Origin of the sequence: Amycolatopsis nalaikhensis, assembly GCF_030264295.1 — a bacterium.
Taxonomy (GTDB): Bacteria; Actinomycetota; Actinomycetes; order Mycobacteriales; family Pseudonocardiaceae; genus Amycolatopsis; species Amycolatopsis nalaikhensis.
In genome coordinates, this window is record NZ_CP127173.1 from 3893401 (window position 1) to 3907789 (window position 14389).

The window sequence follows — 14389 nt, forward strand, 5'->3', positions numbered from 1 at the left end:
ATACTGGTCCGAGTCTTCTGATGCTGTCAGCGAGGTCGCGGGGCCTGCCCGGCGACGGTGGTTCGCCGGCCATCGGCAACCAGGACGGAGCTACGGGCTCTCATCGTCTTCCGGCTTCTTCCGTTCGCGCACATTGGCGTCCTTTCCGAGTTGCTCGAACAAGGGCAGCAATGTCCGGATTCCGGACTCGGCCACAGCGCCGTCGTCCGGTCCGTCCGGCAGGCGATCCCAAGGCACCTGTGGTGCGATTTCTGCACCTGCGATCCAAGCCTCGATCCCTTCGGGGTCCGGCCCGGGGTCCGGGGCGAGTGCCTCGAACACAAGCGTGCTTCCCGCGAGGTTGATCGCGGAGGAAAGGGCATGAACGTGATCGCCCGGACGAGGTGTTTTTGCGTCCAGCATGGCCTGCACGATCCGGACGATGGTGAGGGCCGTCGGTCGATGGTCGATGACATCCAGCCGCATCGTGCTGTTGAAGATCTCTTGGACCCGGCAGGCGGTCTCCACCGTCCGGTAGTCTTCACCGTCGCGGAACAGCTCTGCCGCCCACCACAGGCGCGCGAACGCCTGGGTGTAGTGCAAGCCACTGAAACGCGACGCAGGTGCGACCTTCTTGCCGCGGTGTCGCCATACCACGTAGTCCGGTGCAATCAGCAGAGCGATGAAGTTCCACAATTCGTCCTGCGCGGCTTCGGCACGGCTCAAGCGCAATGTGGCATGCAGCCGCGGAGCCAACCAGCCATCGGCAGCAGTTCGTCTGTTCACGAAGCGACGCATAGCCTCGTCGAATAGTTCGCGGAGGGGCTCTGTCCGCCATCGGGCGCTCTCGGGCAGCGCAACCGTCGTCTTGCGCAGAGCCGCCTGAGGTGGCGCTTCATCGCCGGCTTGGATGCCGCGGTTCAAGTGAGTCGCAACGGCTGTGCTCGACAGCAGTCCGAGTGTCGGGGGAGGTGCGAAGGCGAGGGCGCTGGTCATTGTTCTCCGCTCTCGGTTGCGCGGCTCACAGATCTGACAGCGGTGGTCAGCCTCTTGGTCACCTGGCTGCGTTTCCCGGCGGCGTACTGCATCCGGGTCTGCAGTTCCGACCAGCTGAAACCTTGAGTTCGACGCTGGTTGATCTCATAGAGGGCGTCCGTCGGCGTCAGATGGGGAAAGACGTCGGGGAGCATCGAGGTCAACACCGAACCGCGCCAGCCACCGGGAATTTGAGGCGTACCGTCCTCGTCGAGCTCCAGGTCGCTGATGGCAGCCTGGAACATCGCGGTCCATGCGTCCTGGGCGATTTGGCTGCTCATCGTTTCGCGCAACGCCCTTTCGCCCGCCGTTCCTCCGGTGCCGTTCAAGATTGCCGTGAATCCTTCGATGGCCGAAGTGTTGATCAGCACTGCCGGGATCTCACCCGACGTGTCGACGAGCCAGGGCGCGTCCTTGAACGGCCGAAGCCACGTTTCGGCGCCGTCACGGAAATCGATTTGAAGGATCTCGATCGCGCGTTGTCGCGAGGGGGCGGCAGACTTCAGGTCGACGTACCACTCTCGAATGGTGGTTCCGATCAGCCTGCCGGGTATTCCTTCGAATGTGCCGACGACTGCGAGACTCAGCGTGGCTCGGTTCAGGTGGGCAGACCGCGCCAGGTCGACGGTCCCATGGCAGGACCCGCCACCAAATCCCGTCAGGCGAGTCACGGATCGGGTATTCGTGGCTCTCTCGGTCAGCACCGCGAGGCATTGGACGTCCTCCCACGGGCCTTCGTCGATCTCCTCGGCAGGTATCTTTGCGTCGAGACGCAATGTCGCGACGCTCCAGTGCTCCTTGCCTGCTTGGTGCAATGCCACGGTTCGTTCAGTCTTCGAGATCCGTGAGTAGGGCAGCGGCGCGCCATCCACCGTCACAGCCGAGACGTCGAGGTCGATGTCACCGAACAGGGTCGGGTACGGGAAGGCAGTGATCACGCGGCACCACCGCGAGTCCTCTGGACGTCCACGACGAGTCGGGACAACCGGCTGGGAACGGGATGCCGGGACGGATCGGTGATCGCGGTGAACGATGCAGTCCGCACCCCGGGTTCGATCACCAGGCTTCCACCCTCGATTCGACAGTTCTCGGCAGACACCAGTCGCCAGGGCACGTCCGGCCTGCTGCCCGAGCGGACGTCGAACTTTGCGACCGGAGTCAACGACCACGGGTCTTCGATGTCGGGCAGCTTGAGCGAGACTGAGACGTTCCACGCACCATCGTCGCCGATGGTGGCGTTGACCGTGCGTACAGTCGGCACAGGTTGGTTTCGCCGCAGTCCTGCAGTCGGGCTGTCGAACCTCAGCAGTTCTCGAAGCACGGCGGGGCCACTGTCGGACTTGCTCTGACTCCTGCCCACCAGTCGTCGAACAGCCTCGTCGATCGCGCGGTGAAAATCGGTCAGCCTGCTCAGGGCGCCTCGGGCATAAGTGGCGGTCAATTCTTCCGTCTTGCCCCATCGGTTGTGCTCGGGCGGCTCCGAGGCTCGAAGAAACTGTTCGGCCAACTCGACTTCTTCGCCCGTGCCGCCGGTTGCGTATCCGGCCAACAAGACGGCTTGGAACGTCATGGCCCCTAGCGGCAGCTCGCGGGGGCGGTACTCCCGCACGGTCATCCGGTTCCCGCGCATAAGGACGACCTGGTTCGGTTGCGGGTCTGTCTCGTCCGCGGGGGTGACCAGGAGGACGGCCTCGTGTTCGGTCTCCGTGCCCTTCCGGCGTGATTCGGTTCTCCGCGGTACCACCGTCAACGGCACTCTGGCCTGGGCAACCTGCGCGCCCTCGGTGAGTACGTCGACGGTCTCTCCGTCGAGATACGCCTGGAGCGCGTGGCTGAGAGCCGGATGGTGTTCATGCGGGTCGACTCGCTTCTCCGGGATCACTGTCTGCCCGTTCCGGAGCGCCGTGACGCTCGCTTCGAGCATGGGTTGGCGACCGCCGCCCGAGACCATCGCAGCCCAGAAGTCCTTGGCCAAAGAACGGACGAGCTTGTCGTGCATCTCGGCGAGTGTGTCGGCGGCTCCGGAAGCGTCGTGGGCACCAACGACCAGGAAGGAGGTTCCGGGGTCGTCGTTGGGGCGGTCGAGGTGCAGGTCACGGACGGTCTCTTCATCGGCCCACCACGACCTGGCTATCCCCTCGTGGTCGGGCTCCGTGTCGAGTTCGCCGAACCACGAGGGGCCGGCAAAGGCTCGCTCATCGACCGTGTGCCATGGCAGGTCGAGTCGACCGATCACTCTGCGGGCCGTTCTACCCTCGAACGGTCGGGAGAGGGTCGAGTTGATGAGCACCAGCCCGAACCGACTTGTCGCCCAGAGCGTGGCTTTGCCGAGGCCATAGGAGCCGCCTGCCCTGCTGGCCTGCTGTTTGAAGCTGTCGAGCTGGCGCCGAACGACCGCTGCGAACTGTCCGTCGCTGTATTCCGGTCCGATCAGACCCGAAGCGTTGTAGTCGTCTACTCGGAGCAGGCGCAGGGTCTTCGTGGAAGCCAGGTCCTCGAGCGCCGAGCGAAGGCTCTTCGAGACTTTCTGAGATGTTCCCGCAGCCTGTTCGTAGTGCGGCTGCAGTTGATCCCACTGGATGCTTTGGAGGAAGGCGTCGAGTCGCTCTCCGGTCAGCTCGTGCACGATGTATCGAACTCGCACAGCGTGTTTCCGGTCGAATCTTTCGTCCAGTGAGTTCTGCGTTGCCTCCTTGGCCAAGACCGAGAGATCGGCGTCGAAGGCAAAGGCGGCGGCGTTACCGTATTCCCGTCCGCCGTCGGCGTGGGCAGGCCGGTGGTACCACTGGCGAGGGAGTGTCGGGGTCAGGTCGCCGGTGCGGTTGTAGACCGCGGCGGGGTCGGCTCCGAAGACCTCGGCGATGGCTCGTTTCGTCTCCTCCCGCGGCTGTGCCCGTCCGGTGATCCACGCCGACACAGCGGCCCGGGTCAGGTCGAGTCGCTCCGCCAGTTCGGCCTGGGTCAGCCCCGCGCGCCGGAGTTGGCGGGCGAGCCAGGGGCCGAACTCGTGCTCCGACTGCCCGTCCGACATCCTCACGCTCCTGTTTCCGCTGCTCAGTGCTCGCTGTCAACAGCGTATCAGCCGATGTTTGACAACGACAAGTCTGTCAAATTACTCTTGACGTCGTCGGGTTGCAGCTCGGGTCGTAACACCGTCGGGCCGGTGGGCGACCTCAACGATCGTAGGAAGTTCGATCTCATCGGGTGTGAGATCGAACTCGGGGTCGTCGGAGTGTCGGGAAACGGTTGTGGTCCGCAGTCGAAGCCGAGCCCGCTTGCGCGAGTACCAGTACAACCGAGCTTCATGCAACACCCGTTTCGTTGCCGCTGACGTCGAGAGACGCAGCGTTTCGACAGTTGCTTGCTCACCTGATGTCTCCGGAGACCGGTCTCGGATGGCGACCGCTCTTCGAAATGCCGCAGATGCCATCGCTGGGAGCGAATCGATCGATGGTGGAAACGTCGGATGGAGCAGTCCTCGGGAAGGTCGCCGAGCTCACTGAGCTTGCGTTGAGTACCTACTCACTCAGCGAGGGCCGTGTCGAAGAGGACGCCAACGGAGAGCGTCGGATCCACCAGGGAGGTTATGGCGACCGTCAGATCTTCGAACTCGTGCAGAACGCGGCCGACGAGATGCGCGAGCCTGAAGACTCCGCGGGCCGAATCCAGGTCGTGCTGGCTGACGAGCATCTGTACTGCGCGAACGAAGGGAGACCTATCACTCCCGAGGGCGCGGAGACCATCCTTCGCATGGGTGTCTCACGTAAGCGTGGTGGTCAGATCGGGCGGTTCGGCGTCGGCGTGAAGTCGGTGCTGTCGGTAACGAGAACTCCGCAGTTCTTCAGTAGCTCCGGATCCTTCGGCTTCGACGCGGACTGGGCGGGCGAGCAGATTCTCGCCGCAGTGAACGACGGTCGACGACGAAGGCGCTTGCCTCCGCTGGCCGCGCTCGAGAACACGCCCGTGCTGAGGCTGGCGAAGCCGCTGGACATCGCTGCCGAGCGTCGACTCGATCCGGTGCTCGACGAGCTGCTCGGTTGGGCGGTCACGGTGGTGCGTCTGCCATTGCTGCCGGGTACGGGCGAAGGTCTGGGCCACGACATCCAGCAATCCATCCGGAGCAGGGCCGGGGACTTGCCGATTCGGGAGTTCCCGCATCTTTTCCAGGTCTTCTCGTCGCACGTGGGCGCCGTCGTCCTGGAGGACCGGCGCCGGATGCCGTTGGTGCGGCGGGAGATCACCGTCCTATCACAGGGGGACGAGCGCACCATCAGGGAGGTTCGAAGCGGTGCCAAAGCCGTCACCGAGCAGCACCGCATCTTTTCGCGCCCGCACACGGTCGATGACGAGGTCCGGCGAGGCGCCGGTGAGCTGCATGACAGGGTGACGATCGACGTTTCCTGGGCTGTGCCAGACTACCGGGTCACGACGAACGCCCATGGGCAGACGCTGTACACCGTGCCCAACGATCGGGGGGCCTTCTGGGCTTACTTCCCCACCACCTACCCCACGACGCTCAGCGGGGTTCTGAACGCCTCCTGGAAGACGAACGAAGACCGGCAGAACCTGCTGCAGAGTCCGTTCAACAACGGCTCTTGCGCGTGGCCGCCGACCTCGTCGTCAGCTCACTGAAGGAGCTCGTCGTCAATGACGACCCCGGTGCGTACCTGCCGCTGCTGCCCGGCCGTACCAAGGAGTCGCCGAACTGGGCATGCAGCTACCTGACCGGACGGGTCTGGCAGGAGGCAGCTGTCCGACCTTCGTTGCCGGATCAGGACGGCATCCTCCGACGTCCGGCGGACCTGCACGTCCATCCGGAGAAGGTCGAAGCCGTCACGTTGGAGGTGTGGCGAAGTCACCCAGGCAGGCCTCGAAACTGGGTCCACCATTCCGTCGAAGCTACACGTGAGCGACGTGGAAAGGTGTCTCACATCCTCGACGCCGCCGGACTCCAGGCTTCGTCAATCCGAGAGTGGTTGGAAGCCCTGGTGGCCGACGGGACACCGGCGGGGTCGGCAGTCGCACTGAAGGTGCTGGCCTCGCTTCTGGAGAAGGAGCTGATCCACGATCAGGCAGCCGCCGAGGAGGCTCGGCGCGCGAAGATCGTCCTCACCGAGCAGCACGGGTTCGTGTGCCCTGTGGCTGGCCGCGTCTTCCGTCGGTCCGTGGAGGACGGACTTCGCGACGATCTGGTCTACGTTCACCCGCGGCTCGCCGAGGACGTGTCACTCCAACGTGTCCTGGACCAGCTCGGTATCCGTGATGCCGACGCCGAGGGACGTTTCCGGAGCGTCCTGGACCAAGGAGGTTTCGGGACCTACTCCGACGAATCCTGGACGCGATTCTGGGAGCTCATGCGTACGGCAGGTCGCGCATCGCAAGTGCCGGCGATCTGCAAGGCGATGACGTCGGTCGAAGCCACCCTCAAAGTTCGGACCCTTGCAGGCGGTTGGCGGCCGATCGGAGAGTGCATGCTCGTCGGTGCTGTCGTCCCCGGCGACGGTTCGCGTGACTCCGAAATCGCGATCGACCCGCGCTTCCACGCCGACGACCGCAGTGTTCTGCTCGATTTCGGTGTTCTCGATGTGCCGGTTCGTGGTCACCGCCCCGAGAGCGAACGGTGGTTCGACGGATACCACCGAGCGGTGTACGAGGACTACGTCGGTAAGTTGAAGGCGACGGACCATCGGCCGACCCCGAGGACCGTGAAGGTGGAGGGTGGCCCGATCGCCGGGCCGATGTCGATCTTCCTCGATCTGTCTCCCGAAGGGCGAGCTGCGTTCCTGGCAGCGATGCCTGACGAAGGGCTGACCGAACACTGGACCCGGCAGATCGGGAAGTCGGCGGCAACCCGTGTCGCAGTCAAGTCGCCGATCCGTTGGCTGCTGGGAAAGCATGGTTGGGTGGCGACTTCGAAGGGCGTAGTCCCGATCCGCGAAGCGGTCTCGCCGGAGCTGTCGGCCTACCGGGACGTCTTGCCCGTCGCGGAGATCAGCCCGCGGAAGGCCGCGCGGCTGAAGATGCCCACCGCGATTGAGCAGGTACGTGACGCGCAGTGGGCTGAGCTGCTCGAGCAGGTGAAACACAGCGAGGACGACGATTTCATCGGTCGCACGTACGCGCTCCTGGTCAGGGCAGACTGCGGTCTGTTGAGGGACGAGGACAAGACCCGCTGCCGAGTCGGGGACCGGTGGGAACTCCGTCCCGACGAGGAGATCGCCATCGCGTTCAGCCGAGAGGAGCTGGACGATCTGGTGAAGGAAAGCCATCCTGCCCTTCTCATCGACCGCGTCGAGGACCGCGACGAAGCCGAGGCGATGATCGTCGACTGGGGCATGAGGCGAGTGCCGGACGTGATTTCGAAGCGGGTTCGGTCGGTACCCGCTGGGCCGCCCGTCGCAGTGGTCGACGAGTATCCTCCGCTCCGCCAGAGGTTCGGATCCCGGGTCAACGGTTTGTTCCTGCAGCGATGCGCGGAACTGGATGAGGTTGTCCACACTCCGAACGGCACTCGTACGACGCCGCTGCGAAGCGCTCTGCACGACCGGACAACGGCGCTCGTTGCGGAGGATGAGGCTCATGACGTCGTCCTTTCGTTGATCGATGCGGAGTTCGGCTGGAAGCTGGGTGTCGATGGCTGTCGAGTTCTGCTCGAAGCGCACCGTCGGCAGCAAGAGGACCTCCAGCTGAAAGCGCAGCTGGACGCTGTTCGGCACGCGAAGACCGTCGCCGAGAAGATCTCATTGCTCATCGACGAGGAAGATCTTCGTGCCGGGCTACCAGCTGGACTGCTGCAGAGCGAATTGATCGAGACAGGGCAGGAGCCAGATAGCCTGCGAGTGGCCGAGATGGCTTACAACGCCCACGGTGACGGCATCCTGCGTGTTCACCAGAAGGACCTTCAGGCGAGAATTCCGACTGCCCCGGCGAGGTTCGACGGGGAACAAACCGCGTTGCGCTTCGTCACCTCCCTGGACTTGCCGGACTCGTTCGCCGGTGCGCGGATACCGGCTCCCCCTGCGCGTGTCCGGGCGGCGGGACCGGTGGAATTCCCTCGGCTGCACGATTACCAGGAGACCATCGCGGCCCGGATCGCCGCCTTGTTGCGATCCCCGACCCCCCGACGGGCGATGCTCAGCCTGCCGACCGGAGCGGGCAAGACCCGAGTCGCGGCCGAGGGAGTGATCAGGTGGATTGGTGATTGCGGTACCCCCGCGGGGCCGATCCTGTGGGTCGCGCAGACCGGTGAACTCTGCGAACAGGCCGTCCAGTCCTGGAAGTTCGTCTGGGAGAAGGTCGGTCCCAAGTCGGAGTTGGTTATCGACCGCCTTTGGCACAACAATTCGACGACGCCGGTCACCGACCGGCCGCACCTGGTGGTCGCCACGGACGCCAAACTGAGCTCGGTCCTCGGGGAAGATCAGTACGCATGGCTCCGCGAGGCGTCATTGGTCTTGGTCGACGAGGCGCATGTGGCCATCTCCAAGAGCTACACGGCTATACTCGAGAAGCTCGGGCTGACACATCGCGAGACCGCCAGGCACCTGATCGGGCTCACTGCGACGCCGTTCCGCAACAACGAAACGACGACTGAGAGGCTCGTGGCACGGTTCGGAAACAGGCGCCTGGACGAGGACATCTTCGCCGGGGAGGCCATCCCCGCGCTGCAGGAGCTCGGTGTGCTGTCCACGGTGGAACACCGGGAACTGCCCGGCGCGGACCTCCAGCTCAGGCCGGACGAGGTGGCCGTTCTCAGGGGCGATGGTCCGATGAACTTCCTCCCCAAGGCCGCCGAGCAGCGGCTTTCCGAGGACCAGGTGCGGAACAAGATCCTCCTGGACGAGATCTCTTCCATGCCTGGGGATTGGCCGATCCTGGTATTCGCCACGTCCGTCCACCACGCCAAGTTCCTCGCCGCCAAGCTCGAAGACCGCGGTATCCGTGCAGCAGCGATCGACTCATCGACGCCTCTGCCGGATCGGCGCCGAAAGATCGACGATTTCCGTGCCGGGCGCGTCCGGGTCATCACGAACTATGGAGTCCTCTCCCAGGGGTTTGACGCGCCTGCCACTCGAGCAGTGGTCATCGCGCGGCCTGTTTACAGCGCCAACAGCTATCAGCAGATGATCGGTCGCGGACTGCGGGGCAGGCTCAACGGCGGTGAAGACGGATGCCTGATCCTGGACGTTCGTGACAACATCACGAACTTCTCCGAGTCTTTGGCCTTCACGGACTTCGAACACCTGTGGCAGGTGCGCCGGTGATGACGACGACGGAAAAGTGTGACGTCGTTCTGACCACGGCCCAGCAAGCCGTCGTGGAGCTGCCCTGGGACGCGAAGGCTCTGGTGGCGGCGGGAGCGGGCGCAGGGAAGACGACCACACTCATTCACCGGCTCGAGCACCTGATACAAGAGGAAGACCTTCAGGCTGCGGATATACTCGTACTGAGCTTTTCACGCGCCGCGGTACGTGAGGTCGCCGAGCGACTGGATCGGGTGGGAGCCGCCGCGCGCCGTGTCCGTGCCCAGACGTTCGACAGCTGGGCGACTTCAGTGCTGTACGAGGAAGACCCCCGGCGACAAGACCTGACCGGAATCGGATATGACCGGCGGATTGCCATGGCGACTGAGGCGATCGATCGCGGAGTGGTCGACGAATCCGAACGCGGCGAGCCTCGACACGTCGTCGTGGACGAGGTCCAAGATCTGGTCGGTGTCCGCCGTGACCTCGTCGAGGCCCTGCTCGACCGGTTCAGAGACGCCGGTTTCACGGTGGTGGGAGACGTAGCGCAGTCGATCTACGGCTTCCAAGTCGCCGACCCGGTGGAGCGCGCCGGCGAGACAGGCCGGTTCTTCGACTGGCTCCGCGGTACTTTCCTCGACGACCTGGTCGAGTGCACCCTTGATGAAAACTTCCGCGCGCGCACGGCTGAGGCGAGGATTGCGCTGCCCGTGGGACCGCGACTCCAACGGATGCGGACCGACGACGAAGCTGCAGAACTGCTCGAGGACCTGTTCGGCCTCCTGGCAGGAGTTCCGTCATTCGGTTCTCTGGAGGACGGCTTCGTCCGCGAGTCCTTGCGTGATTTCGACGGCAGCACCGGAGTTCTGTGCCAGAACAACGCTCAAGTGCTGGCGTTGTCGCGCCAGCTCGACGAGTACTCCGTTCCGCATCGAGTCAAGCGAGGCGTTCGAGAACGTGCAGCACCGCCCTGGGTCGCCGCCCTCTTTGAACAAGTTTCGACCGGCAAGATCTCCGAGAGCCGCTTTGCGGCCGCTGTCGAGAACTTCCATCCCTCGGTGCCCCGGCCACCGATATTCGCCTGGCGCTCTTTGCGACGCGTCGCCGGCGCGCCCAGTAACAGGCTTGACTTGTCCGTCCTGCACGGGACCGTGGCGGAGGGACGTCTTCCCGACGACTTGACCGCGGCACCAAAGCATCGATTGACCGTCTCGACCGTTCATCGAGCAAAGGGAACAGAGTTCGACCGTGTGCTCGTCGTCGAAGCCGACAACGCAACCCGGAAAGATCCGGACGAAGACATCCAGGCGTCCGCGAGGCTGTTGTATGTCGCAATGACCAGACCTCGATTCGATCTCTATCGCCTCGGAGCGCCGAGGACTCGGATGTATCGGAAGGCGCGAAGTCTTCCTTCGCGAGTCGAGCGTTGGTACCTCTCCTATCGCGTGGGTCAATGCACCGGGGTGGAGATCCTCGACTTCGATGTTGCGCAGGTGAGGCCGCCGGCCGCCGGCGATGCAGATTCGGCAGTTGTCCAGCGGTACCTCCGCGACCACGTGTGCAAAGGCGACTCGGTGGAGTTCCGGAAGTTGCATGACCTGGCGATGGCCGGAGACGAAACACCGGAATACGGCTTATTCCACGACGGTGTCCGTGTCGGAGACGCTTCGCAGGAATTCCGGCGGGATCTTCGACGATTGATCGGTGGGAAAAATCGGGATGTCTGGCCCGTTTCGATCGAAGGCGTGCGCGTCGATGCACTCGAGACAGTCGTCGGTGGTACCGGGGTCGGCGCTCAGGTCGGTCTGGTGGACAGCGACATGTGGCTGGTACCGCGGCTCGGTGGCCTCGGCCGGATCCGGTGGCGCGCGGAAGGTGAAAACTTGGGAGGATCGGTCGAATCGTGAAAACGACACTTCGAGATGAGCATTACAGTCTCCGCAGCAGGCTGCGGACAGCGTTGCGTGCGGATCTTCTCGGACCGCACGGTGGTGAGCGCGAGGTCCTGACCGCGGATGCCCCGATCACGGCATATCCGATCGGTGTCCTGTTCCCGCAACGCAAACAGGCCGAGGTGTCGCCGTTCGTCGAGGAGGATGGCGCCGATCCGGTGCCCGAGCTTTCCGGAACCAAAGACGTCGGGTTCGATGACGCAGACATCGGTGTCGCCTTGTCGAACCAACGCAGACCATCTTCGATGGGGATGACCTTCTCGGTCGATACGCAGCTCTGTCGGAGCATCTTCGTAGTCATCAGCGGAGCGCGGTACATCCCGGAGGACACTGCGGGAAACCCCGTGAAGGCTGAGCGTACGGAAGCCAGAAGTACGAACGGCCAACGCGAGCTGTGGCGGCGAGCGCCCGTCGAGTGCGACGTCGTGGAACTCGACCTGAGCAGTGCAGCCAAACGCACGATCGATGTTTGTGAAGGACTTCAGCTTCGCGCCCTTGTGCGATCGGCTGTCGACGGCGTGGTCACGGTGACCGTGACACTGGTGAACGGCTTGACTTGCGGCGAGTACGACCTGCAGGACGCGTACTGCTTCTTCCAGACGGGCCTGGAAGCCGCCGGTCCCGATGGGGCCTTTCCGTTCGTCGAGCGCCCTGTGCTTCGAGGTGCCGTGGACGAGGCGCAGGCTCTGAGCAGGCTTCTGCATCGGCACGCGCCGTCGTTCGCGACCGGGCACGGCTGCTCGGTCGCCTGGGAATGGCAACCTCCGGCCCTGTATGAGGAGATTCCCCGCGGTGCAGTGGCAAGTGTACGGACGGAGTTCATTCCCACGCACGAGGTTTTGCTTACCGACTCCAACACGGAAATCGACGACAAGGCGCTCGACATGGGTGGCCTGGGTGCTGCTTCGGCAGAGGACATCGCAGACGGACTTCGAAGAGTTCTCGACGGTTACGCCGCATGGATCGACGCTCGAGAGTCGGACATCGACAACCTTGTCGATGGAGACCACGTCGATGCGGCGCGCAAGCAGATCGGGCATTGCCGGCGCGCGCTCGCTCGCATGCATGAGGGCTTGACGCTGCTGGCAGACGAGTCGAAGCCGGATGTCGTGGAAGCGTTCCGGCTCGCGAACCGGGCCATGGCCGAGCAGCGAGCCCGAACTCAGTGGATCAGGGACGGTCGGCAGGGTGAGCCGGAACTGGCATCCGCGCGTTGGCGTCCGTTCCAGGTCGCTTTCATGCTGCAGTGCCTCGCGGGGATTGTGGATCCGGATCACGATGATCGTGCCGTGGCAGACCTCTTGTGGTTTCCGACCGGGGGTGGCAAGACTGAGGCGTATCTGGGCTTGATCGCGTTCACGGTGTTCCTTCGTCGTCTACGTGACGGCAGTGAAGGAGACGGGGTGACCGTGCTGATGCGGTACACGCTTCGCCTGCTGACCCTCCAGCAGTTTGAACGGGCGGCATCCCTGGTCTGTGCGATGGAGTTCATTCGATTCCGTGACCCCGAGCGCCTGGGGGCAACGCCGATATCGATCGGCATGTGGGTCGGACTTTCCGCCACGCCCAATGACCTGAAGAGCGCGGAAGAGTCGCTGGAACAGCTCCAAGGAAACTCCGCGAAGCAACTGGACAAAAAGAACCCGGTCCAGCTCCGAATTTGCCCGTGGTGCGGAGGTGTGCTTACGGCTGACGATTACGAGGTTGTCATGGCCGAGAAGCGCATGGTTGTGCGTTGTCGCGATGTTGCATGTCACTTCCATGCGGCACCGGGTCTGCCGGTGCACGTCGTCGATCAAGCCGTCTACGAATGGCACCCCACGCTCGTTATCGCAACGGTGGACAAGTTCGCTTCGCTGCCTTGGCGCCCGGTCACCGGTGCCCTGTTCAACCGTGACCTCGACGGACGGCGGCCGCCCGAGCTGATCGTCCAGGACGAGCTGCATCTCATCTCGGGGCCGCTGGGCACCTTGACCGGGCTGTATGAGACCGCGGTCGATTTGCTCGCGGACCGACCGAAGGTCGTAGCGTCGACAGCGACGATCAGGCGTGCATCGGACCAGGTCACTGCCCTCTTCGATCGTCGGGTCAGTCAGTTCCCGCCCGCCGGCCTGGATGCGCGTGACTCTTGGTTCGCGGTCGAAACACCTCGGACGGACAAGGCTTCGCGCCGCTATCTCGGCTTGATGACCTCGAGCACCAGCCAGACCACGCTCCTCGTACGTACGTACGCGGCGTTGCTCCACGAGGCCGCGGGTGCCGAGGAGGCAGGAGCTCCGCCCGAGGTACTCGACCCCTATTGGACGCTTGTCGGGTACTTCAACAGCCTCAGGTTGCTGTCCGCTGCTGAACTCCAGGTCCGTGATGACGTTCAGGGACGGTTGGAGGCACTTGCCGACCGGGACGGATCTGGCAAGCGAGGTGACGTCTCCCCCGAAGAGCTCAGCAGCAGAGCGGATTCCACCAGGATTCCCGCGCTGCTGAAGATGATCGAGCGAGGCCTCCCCGAGGACGATGTACTCGACGTTCTGCTGGCGACGAACATGATCTCCGTCGGAGTGGACATCGATCGGCTCGGGTTGATGGCCGTGATGGGGCAACCACAGACGACTGCGGAGTACATCCAGGCGACAAGTCGGGTCGGCAGGCGTCATCCGGGCTTGGTCGCGGTGATGTTGAACTCGATGCGGTCGAGGGACCGCTCTCATTACGAGAACTTTCCCACGTTCCATTCGGAGCTCTACCGCGAGGTCGAGTCGACCAGCGTCACACCGTTCTCCGCCCGGGCACGCGATCGCGGCCTGCACGCCGTGGTGGTCGCGTTGGCCCGACTTCTGGTGCCCGGGCTCGCCGGGAACGGCGACGCGAGCCGGATCGAGAAGTTCGTCGACGAAGTCGATGCGACCGTGCGCACGGCGATCCTGAACCGCGTAGGCCGCATTGGCGGTGAGGACGTCGAGACAGTCGCGGAGCAGATCGACGCGTTCGTGGAGTGGTGGCGCAGTATGGCCCACGACCACCCCGAACTCGTGTACGAATCGAGGAGAAACACGCGGAGTCCAGCCTTGCTCAGCGGATTCGACGCCGAAGAATCAGACGAGGGAGATGGTCAACCCACCTTGTGGAGTTTGCGGGATGTCGACGCCGAGTCCGCCCTTTTCCTCGACAACAACCGGTAGG

The 14389-nt window shown here is 64.0% G+C and carries 7 protein-coding genes; 4 read left to right on the forward strand and 3 right to left on the reverse strand.

Translation table 11 applies throughout. From position 1 onward, the window contains the following. Positions 1-90 precede the first annotated feature (90 nt). The 3 genes from QP939_RS19345 to QP939_RS19355 are packed head-to-tail and all read right to left on the reverse strand — an operon-like array spanning position 91 to position 4045. Complete coding sequence (locus tag QP939_RS19345) at positions 91-975, reverse strand: DUF6339 family protein (protein WP_285458183.1); 885 nt, start codon at positions 973-975, stop codon at positions 91-93. After that, positions 972-1952, reverse strand: coding sequence for a hypothetical protein (locus QP939_RS19350; protein ID WP_285458184.1), 981 nt, complete (start codon positions 1950-1952; stop codon positions 972-974). The genes QP939_RS19345 and QP939_RS19350 overlap by 4 nt, the downstream gene beginning before the upstream one ends. After that, positions 1949-4045, reverse strand: coding sequence for a helix-turn-helix transcriptional regulator (locus QP939_RS19355; RefSeq protein WP_285458185.1), 2097 nt, complete (start codon positions 4043-4045; stop codon positions 1949-1951). Before QP939_RS19355 ends, QP939_RS19350 begins: the two co-directional genes overlap by 4 nt. Before the next feature lie 419 nt (positions 4046-4464). Here QP939_RS19355 and QP939_RS19360 point away from each other — a divergent pair, with 419 nt between their 5' ends. Genes QP939_RS19360 through QP939_RS19375 form a run of 4 tightly spaced genes read left to right on the forward strand, consistent with a single transcriptional unit; the run spans position 4465 to position 14388 of the window. Continuing rightward, the gene (locus tag QP939_RS19360; protein WP_285458186.1) at positions 4465-5646 is read left to right on the forward strand and encodes a sacsin N-terminal ATP-binding-like domain-containing protein; all 1182 of its coding nucleotides are present in this window, start codon (positions 4465-4467) and stop codon (positions 5644-5646) included. Beyond that, a complete protein-coding gene (locus tag QP939_RS19365) occupies positions 5616-9278 on the forward strand; it encodes a DEAD/DEAH box helicase (protein ID WP_285458187.1) in 3663 nt (1220 codons plus the stop codon). The genes QP939_RS19360 and QP939_RS19365 overlap by 31 nt, the downstream gene beginning before the upstream one ends. Beyond that, positions 9278-11164, forward strand: a complete 1887-nt coding sequence (locus QP939_RS19370) for a UvrD-helicase domain-containing protein (RefSeq protein ID WP_285458188.1) — start codon at positions 9278-9280, stop codon at positions 11162-11164. The genes QP939_RS19365 and QP939_RS19370 overlap by 1 nt, the downstream gene beginning before the upstream one ends. Next, positions 11161-14388 (forward strand): helicase-related protein, encoded by a 3228-nt coding sequence (locus QP939_RS19375; RefSeq protein ID WP_285458189.1) that lies wholly within the window; start codon positions 11161-11163, stop codon positions 14386-14388. Before QP939_RS19370 ends, QP939_RS19375 begins: the two co-directional genes overlap by 4 nt. Position 14389 lies beyond the last annotated feature (1 nt).

Excerpts from the sequence above, each read along its gene's own strand:
- QP939_RS19345 (WP_285458183.1), bottom strand. The coding sequence starts at position 975 with ATGACCAGCGCCCTCGCCTTCGCACCTCCCCCGACACTCGGACTGCTG.
- QP939_RS19355 (WP_285458185.1), bottom strand. The coding sequence starts at position 4,045 with ATGTCGGACGGGCAGTCGGAGCACGAGTTCGGCCCCTGGCTCGCCCGC.
- QP939_RS19360 (WP_285458186.1), top strand. The coding sequence starts at position 4,465 with ATGGTGGAAACGTCGGATGGAGCAGTCCTCGGGAAGGTCGCCGAGCTC.
- QP939_RS19370 (WP_285458188.1), top strand. The coding sequence starts at position 9,278 with ATGACGACGACGGAAAAGTGTGACGTCGTTCTGACCACGGCCCAGCAA.